The organism is Pirellulales bacterium (assembly GCA_035546535.1).
GTDB lineage: Bacteria > Planctomycetota > Planctomycetia > Pirellulales > JACPPG01 > JACPPG01.
Genome location: DASZWQ010000057.1, coordinates 1 through 19054, shown reverse-complemented (window position 1 = coordinate 19054; position 19054 = coordinate 1). Strand labels below are relative to the sequence as shown.

Below are 19054 nucleotides of genomic sequence, written 5' to 3'. Positions count from 1 at the left end.
AGGGTTTGCTTACCAGCGATTGGCTTAGGGCGGGCTGCCGGCGGGCTTTGATTGTAGCACACAGAGGAACGATGCGCTGCAATGGTTGATGCCGAAATTCAAACACCTAAAGCCCAAATACGTCCACAGATTACGCAGAAGATGTTAGGACATGATATCAGCCCGAAGCGCCAGCGAGGTATGCCTTGAAGATGAGACGCCGAAAATCCCTCGCTAGCGCTTCGGGCTGGTGTACGATCACTCCTAAAGTCGCAACTAGTGCGACGCTGCCTCACTTCAGCAAATAGAAGACATCCGTGCGGAGTTGCGTGGGGTCGTCGGTCCAGTGGCCGTAGATTTCCCAGTTCGGGCCGGCCAGGCAGTGGCCTTGCGCTTGGCAGGCTTGCGTGATGGCCTGGTGCGCGCCGCCGAGCAAGTGATACGGACCGATGTGCGCCGCCGTGGCGACCCGGCCGGCTGGCGTGGCCGACGCGACCACGCGGCCATCGGAAACGAACGGCTCGTCGACTTCGGCGCCGCATTCGACATTGATTTCGCAGTCGTAGTAAATCGCCACGTGGCGACCGGCCGTTTTTACTTGCGCGGCGCGGAGGAAGTTCCACACCTCGCCGCACGCCCAGGGGATTTTTTTCGAGAGCTCGCTTTGCGCCGCCTGGAAGCGCAGCACGGCCACAGGGCGCGGGGCTAGAGTTTGGACGTGGACGTCGTATTGCATCGCTGCCCTCCGTTGGTGATGCACCGGGGTCACGGACCCCGGCTACAGAATGCGCTTTCGTGATCTGACCTGAAATGAATATAGTGAGGGCGGCGCGCCGCTGCGCCTGTCGCGCCAGTATTTTTCAAATTCCAGGTCGACATCTACTCATACGGAGCAATCGCGATGGCAAGAATCACACGACGGGCCGCCCTGGTCGCGGTCGGCCTCGGAACGGCGTCGCTGACCGCGACGGCGCGCGGCGAATGCTGTGCGCAATTAGGTAATGAACTGGCGGGCAGTGAACTCGCGGGCAGTGAACTGGCTATGAACAACCTGGATGCTCCGCCGCACTGGATGGATAGTGCGATCGCCGACAGTATCGACGCCAAGGCGATCGCCGCGCGAATCGGCGATAGCCGTGATTTTGTCAAGATCGTGGCCAAGGCACTTAAATGGGTGCAGGACAATCCACGCAAGGTCGGCAACGTCGGCCCCACCGACACGCAGCGCGTGCGGATCCAGATCTTGAAGGAGCTGTGCAAATCGCGCGGGCAGAACGTGGACCTGGATAGCTGACGCGCCGAACGTGCGAAGCTCCGGTTCGCGATTCTCATCACCAGCCCGAAGCGCGAGCGAGGCTTTGGTTGCGACGCCCTTGCAAAAGATCCCTCGCTGGCGCTTCGGGCTGGTACTGGACAATATCCAATAACGCCAGGGGCCTGGAACCTTTCCGCCGACCGGCGTGTCGGAATTAGGAGCTGCACACGCCGAACAAGCGGCGATTGACACCCCCTGTTTTGCGGCGTATCTTTTGACTGAATAAGACCTTTGGTCCTGGCAAAGTGCCTCCGATGACAAGCGCGAAGTTGATGAGCGACGGCCGGAATTCCTACGGCGGGGGCGGTTACGCTGCCCGATCGGTCGTCGGCGTTATTATCGCGATTATTCAGGGGGCGCAGGCCTAGGGCGTCGAGGGCGTTTAATCCGCACGATCGCAAGCCCTGAGGCCGCTCGATGGCCGGCAGGGTTTTTTTGTTTTCTGAGGAACAAGCATGCGCCGCATCGAAATCTACGACACTACACTGCGCGATGGCAGCCAGGGCGAGGGGGTCAACTTCTCGCTGCAGGACAAGCTGCTCTTGTCCCAGCGGCTCGACAGCCTGGGCTTCGATTACATCGAAGGGGGTTATCCGCTGTCGAACGACAAGGACGCGCAATATTTCCAGCGCGTCGGCGGACTGAATCTGGCTCACGCCCGGGTGTGCGCGTTCGGCATGACGCGTCGCAAGGGGATCTCGGCCGATCAAGACCCGGGCATGAAGGCCCTGGTCGACTCGGGCGCGAAGATCATCACGATGGTGGGCAAAACGTGGGACTTTCACGTCACCGAGGTATTGTCCGCCACGCTCGATGAAAACGTCGAAATGATCGCCGATAGTATCGCCTACCTGCGCCGCATGGGGCGCGAGGTGATCTACGACGCCGAACATTTTTTCGACGGCTGGAAGGCGAACCCTGACTACGCGCGCCGCACGATCCAGGCCGCGGCCGAGGCGGGTGCCCGAACCGTCGTGCTGTGTGATACCAACGGTGGCAACCTGCCGGAGAAAATCGCCGAGCTGACGCGGGCGGCCCGCGAGTCGCTGAAGGTGCCGGTGGGCATTCACTGCCATAACGATTGCGAACTGGCCGTGGCCAACACGCTGGCGGCCGTCGACGCCGGTGCCGATCACGTGCAGGGAACGATCAATGGCGTGGGGGAGCGGTGCGGCAACGTCGACCTGATCGCGGTGGTGGCGAACCTGGCGCTGAAGAAGTCGGGCTACGAAGTCCTGCGGCCCGAGAGCTTACAGCGGCTGACCGAGCTGTCGCGCTACGCCTATGAGCTGGCGAACATGAACTTTCGCAACGGCCAGCCCTTCGTGGGTTCGAGCGCTTTTGCGCACAAGGGCGGGATGCACGCCCATGCCGTGAATCGCGCGACGGCCAGTTACGAGCACATCACGCCGGAAAAAGTCGGCAATGAACGCCGCATTCTGGTGAGCGAGCTGTCTGGCCGTTCGAACATCCAGGCGCTCACCACGAAGCACAACCTGCAGCACGATCGGGCGCTCGCCGAGAAGATTCTGGACAAAGTCGTGAAGATGGAGAACGCCGGCTACCAGTTCGAAGCGGCCGAAGCGTCGTTCGATTTGCTCGTCCGGCGCTGTGCCGGCACGTTCACGCCGCACTTCGAGCGGTTGAATTTTCACGTGTCGGTCGAGGCCGACGCCGGCGGCGAAGTGACGACCGAGGCCACGGTGAAAATCCGCGTCGGCGATACCGTGCGCCACGAAGTGGCCGAAGGAGACGGCCCGGTCAATGCGCTCGACGCGGCGCTGCGCAAGGCGCTGGCCGCGGCCTATCCGAGTCTCGCCAAAATGCACCTGGTTGATTACAAAGTGCGGGTTATCAACTCCGAAGCGGCCACGGCCGCCGGCGTACGCGTGGTGATCGAAAGCCGCGACGATCACGACGTATGGGGCACGGTGGGCGTGAGCGAGAACATCATCGAGGCCAGTTGGATGGCGCTGGTCGACAGCTTCGAATACAAGCTGTGCAAGGACGAGACGAGAAGTGCAGGAAATGCAAAATGATGAATGGAAGAAGCGCGGAGTGATGAGTGCTAAGTGATGAGCGGAATGCGATGGTAATCGTTGAACGCCCAATGAGATTCTTCAGTTCAGCACTCAGCACTCCTCGTTCATCGCTCGGCAAAACGGATTTAACCCTCCCCCCTCCTACAAGTGTCGGGCCAGACATGCCTGACCGGAGCATTGAACGATGTCGACCACGACGACGGAGCAAGAACTGCCCAAGCAGTATCATCACGCGGGGCCCGAGCAGCGCTGGTACCGGTTTTGGGAAGAGCGCAAGTATTTTCACAGCGAGCCTGACCCCAAGCGCAAGCCCTACGCGATCGTCATCCCGCCGCCGAACGTGACCGGCGCGCTGCACCTGGGCCACGCACTGAACAACACGATCCAGGATATTTTGATCCGCAGCAAGCGGATGCGCGGCTTCAATGCCTTGTACATGCCGGGCACCGATCATGCGGGCATTGCCACGCAGGCCGTGGTCGAGCGACGGCTATTGGAAGAGGAGAAGCTATCGCGGCACGACCTGGGGCGCGAAAAGCTCGTGGCCCGTATCTGGGATTGGAAGAACGAATACGAGCGGCGCATTCTCGGGCAGCTCAAGCGGCTGGGCTGTAGCTGCGATTGGCAGCGAACGCGCTTTACGCTCGACGAAGTGTGCGCCCGGGCCGTGCGGCATACGTTCTTTACCTTCTTCCAGGAAGGCTTGATCTATCGCGGTCGCCGGATGGTGAACTGGGATACGTTCCTGCAAACCGCGGTGAGCGATGACGAAGTGTTTCACGAGGCGGTAGCCGGGCACTTCTGGCATTTGCGCTATCCGGTGATCGATCCGCAGCCCGGCGAGCCGACGCACGTGACCGTGGCCACGACCCGGCCCGAGACGATGCTAGGCGATACGGCCGTGGCGGTGCATCCCGACCCGGCGCGCGCGCTCGACGCGGCCGAAGCCGAGTTGCGGCAAAAGCTGGCCGAGGCCGCCGAGAAGCAACGCCCCGAGATCCAAACGCAGCTCGACGCGCTGGCCGATCGTCGCCGCACGATGCTCGCCGGGCTGGAAAAGCTGCGCGACATGGCGCGGGCTGGTCGCAAAGTGATGTTGCCGCTCATGAATCGCGAGATTCCGCTCGTGGCCGACGAGTGGGCCAAGCCTGAGCTGGGTAGCGGCTGCGTGAAAATTACGCCGGCCCACGATCCGAACGACTACGAGGTGGGTAAGCGGCAATCTTTGCCGATGATCAATGTGTTAAACATCGACGGCACGCTGAACGAAAATGCCGGCCCGTACGCGAAGCTGAAGATTCTCAAAGCGCGCGAGCGCGTCGTGGCCGACATGGAAGCGGCCGGCCTGCTGGCCGAGGTCGAGGATCGCGAGATCGAGCTCGCGCACTCCGACCGTTCAAAGACGCCGATCGAGCCGCTCTTGGCGGATCAATGGTTCGTGCGCATGCAGGACCTCGCGCAGTCGGCGATGGATGCCGTGAGCGACGGCCGCGTGAAGATCGTGCCCGAACGATATAAAAGCGGCTATCTCGACTGGCTGGGGGAGAAGCGCGACTGGCCCATCAGCCGGCAATTGTGGTGGGGGCATCAGATTCCGATCTGGTACGCGCCGGGCGCGAGCGAAGCGGATTTGAAGCGCGCCTTCGCCGGTCGTGATGACGTCGTGTGGCACCGCGATCCGGAGCATGACCGCTGGCTCATCTGCGCACGCGAAGAGGATCTGGCCGAGGACGCGGTGCCGGGCTGCAAACTGACGCGCGAGGCCGACGTGCTCGATACCTGGTTCAGCTCGGCCCTGTGGCCGCACTCGACCTTCGGCTGGCCGGAGAAAACTCCAGAGCTGGCGTACTACTACCCGACAAGCGCGCTAGTGACGAGCCGGGACATCATCACGCTGTGGGTGGCGCGCATGGTGCTCACCGGGCTGCACAACGTCGGAGATGTGCCGTTCCGCGAGGTGTTCATCCATCCGAAGATCCTCGACGGCTATGGCGAAACCATGAGCAAGTCGAAGGGGAACGGCGTCGACCCGGTCGACATCATGGAGAAGTTCGGCGCTGACGCGTTGCGGTTCGGGCTGGCGTACCTCACGACCGAAACGCAGGACGTGCGGATGCCGGTGGAATTCGAATGCCCGCACTGCGGAGCGCTGGTCGAGCAGACGAAGAAGAATCGCGTGCTGCCGCGCGTGCCGTGCAAGCAGTGCGGCAAGGAGTTCGCCACGCAATGGGCCGAAAAGGCGGCCGACGTGGCCCTGCCGCGCGGCGCCGTGGTGAGCGATCGGTTCGAGCTGGCGCGGAATTTCTGCAACAAGCTGTGGAATGCCGCACGGTTCGTGCTGATGAACCTGGAAGGGTATACGCCGGGCAAAGTCGACGACACGCAGCTGGTGACCGAAGATCGATGGATCCTCAGCCGGTTGGCGACCGTGACCGACGGCGTGACCGCGGCGCTGGACGCTTATCACTTTGCCGACGCGACGCGGCTGTTGTATGAATTCGCCTGGGACGAATTCTGCAGCTTTTACCTGGAAATGGTGAAGGCGCGGCTGCAAGATCCGGCCAGCCGCCCGACGGCGCAGCGCGTGCTCGCGCACACGCTCGATAATTTGTTGCGGCTGTTGCACCCGGTAATTCCGTTCATCACCGAGGAGATTTGGCAGTTGTTGAACGAGGCGGCGCCGCTGCGCGGACTTACGAAGCAAGAGCCGCCGGCCGAGAGCGTGATGATCGCGACGTGGCCCGAGGTGGACCGCGCCCGGCAAGATGCGGCGAGCGAAGCCCGTTTCGCGCGGTTTCAAGAAGTGCTCGGCGGCTTGCGCGAGATTCGCAGCCGGCAGAATTTGCCGCCGCGCACCGAGATCCGCTTCTCGTTGCGGTGCGAGCCGGACGTGGCCGCGCTACTCGAGCCGATGGCCGGCTATTTCGAATCGATGGCCAAGGCGCAGGGAACCGAGTGGGGGCCGGCGGTCACCGCGCCCGCCACGAGCGCGAACACCGTGCTCCGCGCCGGAGAGCTGTTCGTGGACCTGGCCGGCTTGATCGACGTCGAAGCCGAAATCGCGCGGAATCAGAAAGAGCGCGAACGGCTGCTCGGCGCGATCGCGACCAAGGAAAAAAAGCTGGCGAATGCCAACTTCGTCGAGCGGGCGCCGGCCGAAGTGGTCGAGGCCGAACGCCGCTCACTGACCGAGCAGCACGAACGCCTGGCAGCCACCGATGCGGCGCTGGCAGCGCTGATCGCCCAGCGCGGGAAGTAACCGAGGAACAGTCTGCACCACGGAGGCACGGAGACACAGAGGGAAGGCAGAATGCAAAATGAGGAATTAAAGAAGCGATGAGCGTTGGGGCGTTCAAATTGGTCAATCGGCCATTGATTCCGTCTCTTTCTTGATTCATCATTCTGCATATTCTGCATTTTTACTTTTGCATTCTCTTCTCCGTGCCTCCGTGTCTCCGTGGTGCACTCCTCTAATCGACCGCTTTCACGCGGTCGTGAAAGCCTAGCCAGAAGAGCAGGCACGTGGCGCCGGCCATGAGGGCGGGCCAGATCCAGATTTTCGACCAATCGTGCGCCTGTGCCGCGCGCCATTGGGCCCGCGTGATGATACCTGTCGAGTTCGGATCGAGCTGGGCGAATGCTGCCCGCAAGGCGGTGCCCGAGTAGGTCACGTCTTGCGCTGGATCGTCGACGTTGGGCCGCTCGACCCACCCGTCGGGTATTTCGTTGAGCTGCAGCTGACCATCGCCATTGGCGTCGTTGGCCGCGGCGAAGTCGGGACCGTGTTTCGATTCCACGTGCTGCTCGCCAAAGATCATCCCGCCCAGCGTGCTCTTCAGATCGAGATACTTCCACACCGAATCGTCGGCGCCGGCGCCGGCCCAGTCGGGCAAGGCCGCGGTGATCGCCTTCCCTTCGGCATTGGTCGCCTCGATCGTCACGGCCGGATACTTCTCGACGATCCAGCCGCTGACGTTCGATCCGACGAACATGCCCAGCCCCAGCGTGATGAAGGCGATCAGACTCTGGGCACTCGCCCGCATGTCGCGGGGAGCCTTTTTGTCGACGTAGATCTGGCTGGCCACGAAGAAAAAGTCGTAGCACACGCCGTGCAGCACCAGGCCCACGAGGACCAGCGAGAAATCGAGCGTGGAGAAGCACAAGTATCGTGCCACCCAGGCCGCCATGCCCACGAGCAGCATGTTCTTGATCCCAAGCCGGACGATGAACCACGGCATGGCCGCCATGAAGAAGACCTCGGAGATCTGCCCGAGGGTTTGCAGCGCCGTCGGCGACGGGCGATCGGTCTCTACCAGGAAGGCGTTGGCGAAGCCGTAATAAAAGGCCAGCGGGATGCAAATCAGGAACGAGCAGAGGGCAAAGATCGTGAACGATGGTTCCTTGAACAAGCCGATCGCGCCCAGCCCCAGGGCGTCGCCCCCCGACGCACCGCGCGGCGGCGTATGCGGCAGCGTCAGGCACAGCAGTCCCAAGAGGACCGAAGCTCCGCCCGCCATTTGAAAGAAGCGCTCATTCTCTTCGCCCAGCAAGATGCCGACGATCAGTCCGGCGGCGATCCAGCCGACGGTGCCGAATACGCGAATGCGCGGAAACTCCTTTTCCGGATCGCCGACGTTGGCCATCGAAATCGAGTTCGTCAATGCCAGGGTCGGCATGTAGCACAGGGCATAAGCGACCATGACCAGAAACAGTCCGTTCGGCGTCTTTTGAAAAGATGCCGCCACCAACAGGGCCCCGCCGACGATGTGCAGCGTGGCCAGGATGCGTTCGGTGGCGAACAGCCGGTCGGCGATGTAGCCAACGAACAGCGGGGCAAAGATCGCGCCGATAGCCGTGGTCGAGTAGACCAGCCCAATGCTCTGCCCGCTGAAGTGCAACGCCTTTCCCATGTAGCCGCCGGCCGAGACGGCCCAGCTGCCCCACACGAAATACTGCAGGAACATCATCGCGGACAAACGCGTGCGGGCGGAAAGCATCGGGCCGGGCTCCAAGACTGAAGGCAATTCTGGAGCGCGCGATTCGTTCGGTGAATATCGGCCTGGATACTCAGGTCCGGCCATGCCCGACAGTCGCGCGCCAAGTCGGCATTCTAGGCAGGCGCGCAGCGAGAAGAAAGGTTCCCGACTCCGGTCTTATCCTCTGTAGCCGGGCTCGGTAGCTTCAGGATGGTTTCACGCGATGGTCATCCGACTAACTCCTCTCCTCTCAGGAGAGAGGTCAGGGTGAGGGGTGGGACGTTGCCTGATCCAAGGCGTTGTTGCTTTGAATGCGTTGACCCTCCCTCGATCCCTCCCTGAAACGGAGGGAGGTTTTTGCGCTTAGTCGGCAGCGTCGCGGATGAATTGCAGGAATATCTGGCCCGTCGTATCGTCGGGCGCGCCCAGGAAGTGATTGGCGCCGAAATGGTCGCGTCCCTCGATCAGTTTCGAGGTCGCGCGGCCGCCGTTTTCCTCGATCAGCTTCGCAAGGCGCTCGGCCGCTTGATGCGAGGCGTTGCCGGGCTCGATCGAGATGAAAAGAAATCGAGGGCCGGCCTTGGCTCCGCTCACGTGGGCAACCGGCGACGCTTGCCGCCACACGTCAGGTGAATCGCCGAAGGCGCTTTTGATGTAGTCGGCGTAAGCGCCGCCTTGCGCGACTTTGTCGACCAGATCATAAGCCCCCCCGCTCCAGGCCACGACGCCGGCCAGGTCCGCGGGCCGCAGGCCGACTTCCGCCAGGTAGCGCGGGTCGAGCGATACCAAGGTCACCAGGTGGCAACCGGCCGAATGCCCCATCAGGAAGATTTTTCGGGGGTCACCGCCGAATTCGCCGGCATGTTTGTGCAGCCAGCCGATCGCGGCAGCGACGTCACTCGCGTGCGCCGGATGCGTCGCGGCGGGCGACAGCCGATAGTTGGTGCTCGCAAACACGATTTTGTGCTCGTTGAAAAACTTGGGCTTGAAACTCACCTCCGATTTATCGTGCCGCGTCCACTCTCCTCCGTGAACGAACAGGACGATCGGTGCGTTTTTGGCTCCTGCCGGCGCATAGATATCAAGCTTCTGCAATTCCTTGTCGCCATAGGCGACGTCGCGCTTGACGACGCTATCGGCGGACACCACGGCATCTTGCGACGGTCGCGGCGGCCGGTCCTTTTTCGGCTCGGTTTGCTGGGCGCCGGCCGAGCTCGCCTGGCAGAAAATGGCGAACAGGCCCACTGTCGCAACGATCATCGCGGGCGAAAGACGCAACGAGAATGGCACGAGTACCTCCGCAGAAAACGAGAGTCTTTGTTTCCGCTGCCGACTAAAGGCTGTTAACGTCGGGAATAGTTTCGCCGGCGCGGGCCGTGATTACGGCAAAAAACACGGCCGGGCTGATCTGCTGGCTGAGCATGTGAACCGAACCGTCACCGAACGTGGCATAGACGCCGACGGTGTGAAAGCTATAGACGCCGCGGTAGTTGCTGCAGTTCACGGAACACGTGCCCCCCTGCATCGAGCCGTCGGCGCTCCACGTGCCCACGTTGAAATTATCATTCTGCGCCCAGGAACCCCAACCGTAATACAGGGGAATATTGTCGGCCGCGTCGACCGAACCAGGCGAGACATAAGACGGGAATCCGGCCGTCGGGATTTGCCGCCCGTTCGACAGATACAGATACGGCCGGCCCGACATCTCGGTCACGATCGCCGTATTCGAAAGGCCATCGGTCACCTGGGCCAAACGGTACAGCGTGGGCGTCGTGCTCTGCGGGCCAAAAGCTCCCGACACATCCGTGGTGGTCGGGACATTCGGATAAGCGGCGAAGTAACCCGCGGGAATGGTGCTCGGGGCTTTCAGCGTCGTTGTTGTCGAGGCGCCCGCGAGGGCAAAGTAGTCCGTCGCACCCACGGTGAACGTCGTCAGCGGGTTCGCGCTCTGTCCGGCAAATGCGGGATCGGTGGCCGTGAAGAGATGATCGAGAGGGCTCGTCGGGCACTCGAGAATGGGAATCCGCTGCGACACCGTATTCGCATTGCTGGCGTCAAACCAAGGCTGCTTGTAGTTGTATTGCGATAACAGGTTCTCCTGCTCGAAATAGGGGAGCAGTTGGGTGATCCAGCCTGGCTGGTTCGACGACGAGTAGAGTAAAGGAAAACCGCCGTGGACTCCGGCGTAATTCTGGCAGGCTAGCCCCAACTGTTTCAGATTGTTGATGCATTGCGTGCGGCGCGCCGCTTCGCGGGCGGCTTGGACGGCAGGCAACAGCAGGGCGATCAAAATGCCGATGATCGCGATTACCACGAGGATTTCGACCAGGGTAAACCCGGCGCGGCGCCTGCTGAGAGTCGTCGATATGGAGCAGCTCACTCGGTCTTCCTTGCTCGTACGCGCGGGGGATATCTGGCTCGACGTTGATCCGGAACGTCAAAGGTCGCGTTATTCCAAGCAAGCGTCATGCCGCGCACGTAACGAATGCGGATACCGAACGGAACTTAGGGCTTGCGAAGAGCTTAGCATCGCAAACGGCATCGGAATCGCGCGACACCGAGCGGATCGCCGACGAAAGTTTCGCCAGGTGCGATCATCATTTCGTCGACTGCGCCTGCAGTGGTTTGATGCGTTGCCCCTCGTTCGATGGTCGTTCCGCCTGACTCCTCTCCCCTCAGGGGAGAGGTCCGCGTGAGGGGTGACGTGTGGGTGAGGGGTGATGCGTTGCCTCATGCCCACGCGTTGATGTTTTGAACGCGTTGACCCTCCCTCGGTCCCTCCCTGAAAGGGAGGGAGGTTTTTGCGTTTTGTGAAAACCGTTTGATGCGGCTGCAAAGGGAGGGAGGTGCTCTTCGACCCTGACGATTCTAACGGCGCGGCGCCGCATGCTCGGCATACTCGCTATGCGCGTCCGCCAAGGTTCCCCAAATCCAATCATCTGAACAGCCGCCGCCACTTTTCCTATTCACTCAGAACGAGTGCGGCCGATCATGCCTATGTGCGTTTTCTCTCGCGAGTGAGAGGAAGCTGGATGCACGATTTCCACGGAGGGTGTGCGATGCTAGTCCGTACGACTCGTTTTGCCAACGTTGAGGTGCCGGCCGAGGATCTGATCCGTTTTCCGGAAGGGATGCTCGGGCTGGACGATTGTCACTCCTGGGTGCTCTTGGCCGACGCTCAGAACGAAGCGATTGGCTGGTTGCAAAGCACGACGCGCCCCAGCGTTGCGCTGGCCGTGGTCAGCCCGCGGCGCTTCGTGCCCGACTATCAGCTGCGCGTGTTTCGACGTGAACTTGCTTCACTCGAATTGGCGCGGCCGGAAGACGCCCAAGTGCTGTCGATCATGTCCAAGAACGAACGCGGCATCACGCTGAACCTGAAAGCGCCGATCCTGATGAACCTGGAGAAGCGCCTGGGACGGCAAGTGATCGCCAACGGCGAGATGCCTTTGCAATACGAGCTGACGACGACCGCATTGCGAAAGACCGCCTAAGAAAACCGAGTTTCGTCCGGATCGCGATTCCGACACCCGGCTGGATCATGTCGAGCCGCGCGCTCGGGCATGCCAGGCCTGCCCGACAAGCAATCGCGAGACGACGAGGCGCCAGACGCACAACGGGCAACTGACAAGACGCGCGGTGAAGCGACGAAGTCCCCCCGATTTCGCCGCGTCTCACTGGACGTCCGTTAGGCGCAGGGAATAACAATACGGACCTTTGCCGGGAACGACATCGCGGAGGGCGGGCTGCCACCACCGCCCCCACCGAAGGTCGCAACAAAGGAAGGAGCCACAGGTGCTAGTCCTGTCGAGACAACGCGACGAAAGCATCATGATCGGTGATAACATTGTCATCACCGTCGTCGATATACGCGGCGATAAAGTGCGTTTGGGCATCAGCGCCCCCACCGAGATCCCCGTCCACCGGCAAGAGGTGTACGAGGCGATCCAGCGCGAGAACCTTCGCGCCAGCCAGCTCGACCCCAAAGACACGCGCGGCATCGGCAAGCCGAATAAATCCCCCGACTCGCCGACCCGCTAGGCCCATAACGGCGCCGGCTGATCGGTCGGCTGCCAGCTGATGCTGGGTGTCCCCTCGGCGGCTCGGCCGCCAATGCCCGGCGATAACATAGTCATTTTCGCGCCCAAAACGCGGCGCTCGCCCCCTCAGGTCGAGCGCCGCGTTTTTATTTCTGGGGCGCCGCTGTGCGAGCCTGAACTCGCCTTGCCTGTTCACGACCTCCTTTCGTACGATCCTCGGTAGCACGCTCATCGGCCGACCTGTATCGGGCCATGGCGGACGAGCCCATCGCACGGAGGGAGCCCAGCATGGCGCCGAGAACCGCTCTACGCTTTTTCGTCGCGGCCGTGATACTCGCACTCGCTGCCCGCACGAGCACGGCCGTCGCCGCCGAGGAACCGTCTGCACCAACGGGCAAACTCTATTGCCAGGTGACCGACGCGCGCAGCTCCTTCTCAGGGTTGGCCTACGCCGTCGAGCGGGATGACATCTCTCGCATCTTTGTCGTGCCCGTCGAGGGAGGCACCGCGCGCGCCATCAGCCCCGCCGACAAGCACTGTTTCATGCCGGCCTGGTCGCGGTAGCTTACATTGCCGACGGGCCGACGCCCGCGACATCGCGAGGCGTGCGGGCCGCATGGCGGGATAGTGGGTAATTAGTGTGTGCAGGCTTTCACCCGCGTGCCGCGAGTCCCCTCTCCCTTCGGGAGAGGGCCGGAGTGAGGGGATCGGCAATCGGCTTCGGCCTTAAATGCCCTCACCCTAACCCTCTCGCGAAGGGAGAGGGGACGTTTTTATGTGTCCATGCATCACACGCTAAATCACCCCACTGTCGGCGACAGCGCGAACTGGCAACTCGCGGCTGCTTGCGTATAACGTACGGGCAGGCGGTGCGGTGCCCGGGCGCCTCACACCGCCGGTCGATCGCGCGTTCGACGGTTGCACGCCGCTTATTCTCGCTTCAGGAATACAACACGATGCACAACTCTCGCAGGCCGCTCGGATTGCTGTTGATTCTTCTGGCCGTCGTCGAGGCCGGGTACGCGACCGCTGCCGAGACCAAGACGCGGCCCATGACCGTCCGCGATTTGTTTCAGTTCAAGCGGCTCTCGGATCCGCAGATCAGCCCTGATGGCAAGCAAGTGGCGTACGTCGTGGGCGCAGTGGACTTGGAGGCGAATTCGAGCTCGTCGACGATCTGGCTCGCCCCAACGGCCGGCGGCGCGCCGCGGCAACTGACGACCACGACCAAGAAAGACCGCCATCCGCGCTTCAGCCCTGATGGCAAAAGCATTCTGTTTGAATCGAACCGCTCGGGCGACAACCAATTGTGGATCATCGACCTGGCGGGCGGCGAAGCGCGGCAGTTGACCACGATCGCGACCGAGGCTTCGACCGGCATCTTTTCGCCTGATGGCAAGCTGATCGCCTTCGTATCGGCCGTTTATCCCGAGTTCTCCGACAAGCCGTACGCCGAGAGCAACGCGGCGAACAAGAAGAAGGCTGAGGAGATCGCCAAAAGCCCCGTCAAGGCGCGGACGTTCACGCGGCTGTTCTATCGGCACTGGGACTCGTGGGTCGAGGACAAGCGGCAGCACCTGTTCGTGATGCCGGCCGCCGGCGGCGAGCCGCGCGACATGACGCCGGGCGATCGCGACGCGTACCCGACGTCGACGACGTTTTCCGTCGGGGATGATTTCACGTTCAGCCCGGATAGCAAGTCGTTGGTCTACACGGCTCCGCCCGAGCGCGACGAGGCGTGGAGCACCAACTACGACATCTGGCGCGTGCCGGTCGGTGGCGGCAAGGCCGAGAATCTCACCGCCGCGAACCCGGCCGCCGACAGCTATCCGCGCTACTCGCCCGACGGCAAGCAATTGGCCTACCGCGCGCAGAAAGTGCCGGGCTTCGAAGCGGATCAGTGGGAGTTGAGCGTGATGCCTGCGCAGGGCGCCGGCGCGCAGCCGCGCGTGTTGACGAAAGATTTTGATTCGTCGGTCGATCAATTCCTGTGGGCGGCCGATGGTGCGAGCCTGTTCTTTCTGGCCGATCAGCGCGGCATGACGACGATTTCGCGCGTTTCGGCGGCCGAGGGGCGGGTCACGCCATTCCTCGATGGTCGGACGTACGGCGCGCTGAGCCGCTCGAGTGACGGCAAAATGATGGCCTGCACCGGCGCGTCGATGCGCACGCCGCCCGAGATTCTGGCGGTCGATGCCAATAAGCAGGCGAAGAACATCAGCCAGGCCAACACCGAGTTGCTCGCGCAGCTCGACCTGCCCAAGCCGGAGAGCGTGGAGGTCAAAGGCGCGGGCGGGACGCCGATGCAGATGTGGATCTTGAAGCCGCCCGGATTCGATCCGGGCAAGAAATGGCCGCTGGTGTATCTCGTACACGGCGGTCCGCAGGGCGCCTGGGAAGACGCCTGGAGCTTTCGTTGGAACCCCGAAGTGTGGGCCGCGCAGGGTTACGTGATCGCATTGCCGAATCCACGCGGCAGCACCGGCTTTGGCCAGCAATACACCAACGAGATCAGCGGAGACTGGGGCGGCAAGTGTTTTGACGACCTGATGGCGGGCGTGGCTTACATGGAGAAGCAGCCTTATATCGATACCGCGCGCATGGCCGCGGCCGGCGCCTCGTTCGGCGGCTATATGATGAACTGGTTCGAGGGGCATACCGATAAGTTCAAGACGCTGATCACCCATTGCGGCGTCTACAATTTCGACGCCATGTACGCCACGACCGACGAACTATGGTTCGACGAATTCGAACATGGCGGCGCGCCGTGGAAGAACCGCGAGTCGTACGAAAAGTTCTCGCCGCATCGCTTCGCGCAGAATTTCAAGACCCCCATGCTCATCATTCACAACGATCTCGACTTCCGCGTGCCGATCAGCGAAGGGCACCAACTGTTCACCACGCTGCAGCGGCTGGGCGTGCCGTCGAAGATGATCAACTTCCCCGACGAAGGGCATTGGGTCCTGAAACCGGCCAACAGCCTGTACTGGCACGAGCAGATCTTTGATTGGCTGAAGCAGTACGTGGCGCCGGGCGGGAAATAGCCTTTGCGCCTTGCAGTCGAGGTCATGCAATTCTCTTGTGAGCGGGCTCCTGGTGCGCGAGAGCGCACCCTACGGTCCCGACCTCGCTACAGAAACCCCTTCCGCCGCTGCGCTCCGCTGGTTTCCTTGCGTCGCGCGACGGGTATAATCCGGAACGACCATTTCGGCGTGGCGGCCGGTGTCTCGCTTCCAGTTCGGGCTTATGGGAGGTCTTTCGTATGGCTACGACCACAGCTCCGAGTCCGGTCGATACGGCGCACGTTCACGGCCGCCGCAGAGTTCAGTATCAATCGCACGACGAAGTGCTGGCCGAGTGCGAGCGCTTTGCCGCCAATGGCTATCGCCAGTTGGGCAACTGGTCGCTGGGGCAAGTGGCCAAGCATCTGGCAAACGCCATGTCGACCGCGCTTGACGGCTTTCCCGGCCGTGTCGCCTTGCCGATGCGGCTAGCGGCGCAGCTGCTCTTCAAGAAGAAGGTGATCAAGGGACCGATGCGACCCGGGTTCAAGCTGCCGCCAAAATTCGCGGCGGCGCTCATTCCCGATACCACCGGCGATGCGGAGGGGATCGAGGCGCTGCGTACCGCGGTGCGCCGCTGGAAGAGCGAGCCGCAACGTCATCCGCACGGATTCTTCGGCAAGCTCACGCCCGCCGAATGGGACAAGCTGATGCTGAACCACTCGGCCATGCACATGAGCTTCATCGTGCCGAAGTAATGGCGCGCGCGTCTTGCGCTCGATCGTCCGCGGCCGTGCCACCTGACGTCACGGCCGAGCCTGCTGCTGGGAATGTTGCAGGCGTCGTAGGCTACAAGGACGCTCGAGCCTGCATGGGATATCCGATGCACATTCCGGACGAACACTAGCTTTCGTGCTGAGTGAGTAGCGGATTAGCGTGCTGCCGTTGGAGCAGCCGCGTTTTTTCACAGGAGTGACCTTCACGAACCAGGAGCACCTCCAGCCTCGGGAGTAACTAAGATGGGCAGACTAGTTACGTTCGCGATCACGATCGCGGTTTTCTTGTCGACGCACACATATGCGGGCGCCGGCGTCGTTGACCAGGTGTGGGAGCCGCCGCAATATCGTTTCGGTGCGGCATTTTATTCGGGCCAAAGTTTGGCACAGACCTTCACGGTCGGTCAGACGGGCATCCTGGATCGCGTCGAAGTTACCGTGTCGCGGACACCGACCACGAACAAACCGCTCGTCGTGGAAATTCATGGCACCTTCAACGGTGCGCCCTCCCTGGGTGTTCTCGCGAGCTACTCGCTCGATGCGGCCTCCCTGCCGACCACGCTGTATACGACGACGTTTACCGGTAAGGACCTCGGCGCGCAAGCCTTCCACGTCTTCGCCGGAGAACAATTGGCGATCGTGCTCAGCTCGCAGACAGGCAACTATCCGGACTGGTACCTGTGGACCACGTCGGACTCAGCCGCCACGCCGCCGGCTCCGCAATATCCCGGTGGTATGAGTTGGGCTTCGTCGTCGTTCAATCAGTGGGGATGGTCTGCGGCGCAGGACGCCGGGTTTCGCACGTTTGTGTCGGTGCCTGAGCCGCCGACCTTGGCGCTGGCCGCGATTGGCGGTGTGGCGTTGCTTAAGATGCGCCGGCGAAAGTGGCGATAACCCGCAAGTCTCTCTGCGCTAGGCCGGGAACATCGAGCAGTTCCGCAAGCGTCTGAGAAGCTTAGATGATATCAGTTCCAGCAAAACCATGCTGTTACGCTCTACTGCGTAAGGGGCTATCCCAATCTTTTGTTCGATTTGCGATGGCGTATGGCCCCACATAGCCCGACGAGTGCAGCCAGTGCGGTCCAACTGACTAAGGAAGTTGGCTCGGGCACGGGAGCGCCAATGAGAAAGGTCTGACTGTCGTTGATCTGGCCGCCGGTAGGATTGTCGAACACGGCCGCTGCGGCGACATAACCTGGCACGGCGCTGTTCGCCCCGCCAAGGGTTCCAGGCTGTGCGAAGTTCGCCGCCGAGAAAGTGGCGCCGTTTTTCGCAGTGATGTTGAAGACCGCAGTGCCGTTATTGCCCAATAGCGCGGTGGCGAAACTCAAGTTGATGTCGTATCGGTTGGCGCCATCAGCTTGTTGATCGCTGGCATTGTGGAGGGTAACGGTGGCGTTAGCACCGCTGACGTAGCTTACGTTCAAATCCGAGGAGGCCGTGTAGCCGTTCGAAGCTGATAAGTATTCGAGCCAGAAGTTCCCAACGTAGTAACTCGGGAGGTTGTATCCCTGATTTCCCAAGTTGCTTGTCAGCGTTAATTGCACGGCATTTGGCCCGGTGTCAGCGATGGTGGCCGTTAGATAGAGCGCATTGTTCGTGGGATTGATGGACGCACCGTGTGTGAAAACCACGCTCAGGTTTTCCGTGATCAGGCCGGCATTTGCGGCGCCGCCAACGAACGCCATGACGTAGCCGAAAACGGTAAGACCTGCCAAGTGCGTCCTCACCCGTCTATTGCCACATAGCATAGCTTTTACCCCCCACTCGCCATGATTGGATGTAACATGCCAGGGCCAACTGCGAAGGCGATAACCGCAGCGCCTGTCCACCCACTAGGCTATTGGCGCGGACAAGCACGATCCTGACAGTGTGTTGCGGCCGGTCGATGTTCCCATTGAGACTCCCCATCTGCACAGCAAAGCGCCCAACCTCGACGTGCCAGGCCGAGAACCGGTCCATGCCTTCGCGGACTGCTCGCGAATGATCGGAGCAGATTCAGGATAGCGGCTTTCAGGATAGGTATAGGCCCGGCCGTCGACGTCGCTGTGAACTCAATACCCGCCGCTACTGAAGGTGACCGTCACCTCGGAGTCGCGGCGCTTGCATTTTGGCCGACTTGCCCCCCATGTTGTGGGCCGTCGGAGAGTTCTTTCGATGGCGACGTTGGATGTCATGGTGTCTTTAAGCTCCCCGCGACGTATTTGTTGCGGGTTTTTCGACTCATCCCTATGGTGGTCCTTTGCCCTACGTGGAACAGAAAGGGGCCGGGCGTTGCAGAGGAATGAATATGAGAGGCGCATCGCCCTTGCGGCGATCGTGCTGGTGGTGGCAATTTGCGCTGTCAGTGTTCTCGCGATAATGTTGATGTGAATTCCCCGCGCGGCAGGCGCCGGGACTGGGCGTTGTGAACGACTACTTCGCGAACCGCTTGATCTCTTCAGCAGTCGGGAACAATGACGCGCACCGCGTTCGATGCTTCACCGCAAGCTTCCACGGACATTTGCGCCAAGCTCAATACAAAAGCTGAGCGGTCGTTTTCCTGCCGAACTTCGCGTAGGAAGCGGGCGGCTTTTCCCAACCTCGCCAAGCGGCTAAACTGATAGGTCCCTCGCGAGGCTGTAGCTCAGTCGGTAGAGCAACGGACTTTTAATCCGTAGGTCTCGGGTTCGAGCCCCGACAGCCTCATTTTTCTTTCCGCGTCGCAACCATCTTTGTCGTCAACGGCTTGCTGCGATCCCGACGCGGACTCGGCCTGGCCCATGACCGGCCATATTTTGTAATTCAGTAGTGCCAAGTCACGTGTTAAGGTCCGGTTTCAACGCAAGGTGTTGAGCCGTCGTGGAGTACGGCGACGATTTGGTGGACGATCCAATCCAGCATGCGTTTGAAGCGTAGTCGTTCGAGGTGCAACGTCGGGTGGT

Annotated in this window: 14 protein-coding genes and 1 tRNA gene; 10 read left to right on the top strand and 5 right to left on the bottom strand. The window is 61.6% G+C overall.

All coding sequences use genetic code 11. The features are described from left to right. Window positions 1-271: 271 nt before the first annotated feature. Window positions 272-715: a GyrI-like domain-containing protein gene (locus VHD36_07380; protein HVU87125.1), complete on the bottom strand. Its 444-nt coding sequence runs from the start codon at window positions 713-715 to the stop codon at window positions 272-274. A gap of 165 nt (window positions 716-880) precedes the next feature. Between VHD36_07380 and VHD36_07375 the strand changes: the two genes are divergently transcribed. The 3 genes from VHD36_07375 (at window position 881) to VHD36_07365 (ending at window position 6595) form a co-directional block, all read left to right on the top strand. Next, complete coding sequence (locus tag VHD36_07375; GenBank protein HVU87124.1) at window positions 881-1273, top strand: hypothetical protein; 393 nt, start codon at window positions 881-883, stop codon at window positions 1271-1273. A 476-nt stretch (window positions 1274-1749) separates the two neighbouring features. Then, the gene (gene cimA / locus VHD36_07370; protein HVU87123.1) at window positions 1750-3333 is read left to right on the top strand and encodes a citramalate synthase; all 1584 of its coding nucleotides are present in this window, start codon (window positions 1750-1752) and stop codon (window positions 3331-3333) included. 187 nt (window positions 3334-3520) lie between these two features. Then, window positions 3521-6595, top strand: a complete 3075-nt coding sequence (locus tag VHD36_07365) for a class I tRNA ligase family protein (protein ID HVU87122.1) — start codon at window positions 3521-3523, stop codon at window positions 6593-6595. 211 nt (window positions 6596-6806) lie between these two features. Here VHD36_07365 and VHD36_07360 read toward each other — a convergent pair whose 3' ends face one another. The 3 genes from VHD36_07360 to VHD36_07350 form a co-directional block, all read right to left on the bottom strand. Beyond that, on the bottom strand, window positions 6807-8333 hold the full coding sequence (locus tag VHD36_07360) for a nucleoside permease (GenBank protein HVU87121.1): 1527 nt from the start codon (window positions 8331-8333) through the stop codon (window positions 6807-6809). A gap of 342 nt (window positions 8334-8675) precedes the next feature. Continuing rightward, window positions 8676-9602 (bottom strand): alpha/beta hydrolase, encoded by a 927-nt coding sequence (locus VHD36_07355; protein HVU87120.1) that lies wholly within the window; start codon window positions 9600-9602, stop codon window positions 8676-8678. 43 nt (window positions 9603-9645) lie between these two features. Beyond that, the gene (locus tag VHD36_07350) at window positions 9646-10692 is read right to left on the bottom strand and encodes a DUF1559 domain-containing protein (GenBank protein HVU87119.1); all 1047 of its coding nucleotides are present in this window, start codon (window positions 10690-10692) and stop codon (window positions 9646-9648) included. A gap of 679 nt (window positions 10693-11371) precedes the next feature. Here VHD36_07350 and fliW point away from each other — a divergent pair. The 6 genes from fliW (at window position 11372) to VHD36_07320 (ending at window position 17024) form a co-directional block, all read left to right on the top strand. Beyond that, window positions 11372-11806, top strand: a complete 435-nt coding sequence (fliW, locus tag VHD36_07345) for a flagellar assembly protein FliW (GenBank protein HVU87118.1) — start codon at window positions 11372-11374, stop codon at window positions 11804-11806. Window positions 11807-12107: 301 nt separating this feature from the next. Next, on the top strand, window positions 12108-12353 hold the full coding sequence (csrA, locus tag VHD36_07340; protein HVU87117.1) for a carbon storage regulator CsrA: 246 nt from the start codon (window positions 12108-12110) through the stop codon (window positions 12351-12353). A gap of 287 nt (window positions 12354-12640) precedes the next feature. Continuing rightward, window positions 12641-12916 carry a hypothetical protein gene (locus tag VHD36_07335; GenBank protein HVU87116.1) on the top strand — a complete coding sequence of 92 codons (276 nt, stop codon included), beginning with the start codon at window positions 12641-12643 and terminating at the stop codon, window positions 12914-12916. Window positions 12917-13308: 392 nt separating this feature from the next. Further along, window positions 13309-15396 carry a S9 family peptidase gene (locus tag VHD36_07330; GenBank protein ID HVU87115.1) on the top strand — a complete coding sequence of 696 codons (2088 nt, stop codon included), beginning with the start codon at window positions 13309-13311 and terminating at the stop codon, window positions 15394-15396. A 218-nt stretch (window positions 15397-15614) separates the two neighbouring features. Next, complete coding sequence (locus VHD36_07325) at window positions 15615-16112, top strand: DUF1569 domain-containing protein (protein HVU87114.1); 498 nt, start codon at window positions 15615-15617, stop codon at window positions 16110-16112. A gap of 261 nt (window positions 16113-16373) precedes the next feature. Beyond that, window positions 16374-17024: a PEP-CTERM sorting domain-containing protein gene (locus tag VHD36_07320; protein ID HVU87113.1), complete on the top strand. Its 651-nt coding sequence runs from the start codon at window positions 16374-16376 to the stop codon at window positions 17022-17024. 116 nt (window positions 17025-17140) lie between these two features. Here VHD36_07320 and VHD36_07315 read toward each other — a convergent pair whose 3' ends face one another. Further along, complete coding sequence (locus tag VHD36_07315; GenBank protein HVU87112.1) at window positions 17141-17818, bottom strand: hypothetical protein; 678 nt, start codon at window positions 17816-17818, stop codon at window positions 17141-17143. 927 nt (window positions 17819-18745) lie between these two features. Between VHD36_07315 and VHD36_07310 the strand changes: the two genes are divergently transcribed. After that, window positions 18746-18818 (top strand) — tRNA-Lys (locus VHD36_07310). The last annotated feature ends 236 nt before the right edge of the window (window positions 18819-19054 follow it).

What these genes read in the sequence shown, in the direction of transcription:
- fliW (HVU87118.1), top strand. Translation starts at nt 11,372, where the DNA reads ATGCTAGTCCGTACGACTCGTTTTGCCAACGTTGAGGTGCCGGCCGAG.
- VHD36_07315 (HVU87112.1), bottom strand. Translation starts at nt 17,818, where the DNA reads ATGGCGTTCGTTGGCGGCGCCGCAAATGCCGGCCTGATCACGGAAAAC.
- VHD36_07335 (HVU87116.1), top strand. Translation starts at nt 12,641, where the DNA reads ATGGCGCCGAGAACCGCTCTACGCTTTTTCGTCGCGGCCGTGATACTC.
- VHD36_07365 (HVU87122.1), top strand. Translation starts at nt 3,521, where the DNA reads ATGTCGACCACGACGACGGAGCAAGAACTGCCCAAGCAGTATCATCAC.
- VHD36_07375 (HVU87124.1), top strand. Translation starts at nt 881, where the DNA reads ATGGCAAGAATCACACGACGGGCCGCCCTGGTCGCGGTCGGCCTCGGA.
- VHD36_07330 (HVU87115.1), top strand. Translation starts at nt 13,309, where the DNA reads ATGCACAACTCTCGCAGGCCGCTCGGATTGCTGTTGATTCTTCTGGCC.
- VHD36_07325 (HVU87114.1), top strand. Translation starts at nt 15,615, where the DNA reads ATGGCTACGACCACAGCTCCGAGTCCGGTCGATACGGCGCACGTTCAC.
- VHD36_07320 (HVU87113.1), top strand. Translation starts at nt 16,374, where the DNA reads ATGGGCAGACTAGTTACGTTCGCGATCACGATCGCGGTTTTCTTGTCG.
- VHD36_07380 (HVU87125.1), bottom strand. Translation starts at nt 715, where the DNA reads ATGCAATACGACGTCCACGTCCAAACTCTAGCCCCGCGCCCTGTGGCC.
- VHD36_07360 (HVU87121.1), bottom strand. Translation starts at nt 8,333, where the DNA reads ATGCTTTCCGCCCGCACGCGTTTGTCCGCGATGATGTTCCTGCAGTAT.
- cimA (HVU87123.1), top strand. Translation starts at nt 1,750, where the DNA reads ATGCGCCGCATCGAAATCTACGACACTACACTGCGCGATGGCAGCCAG.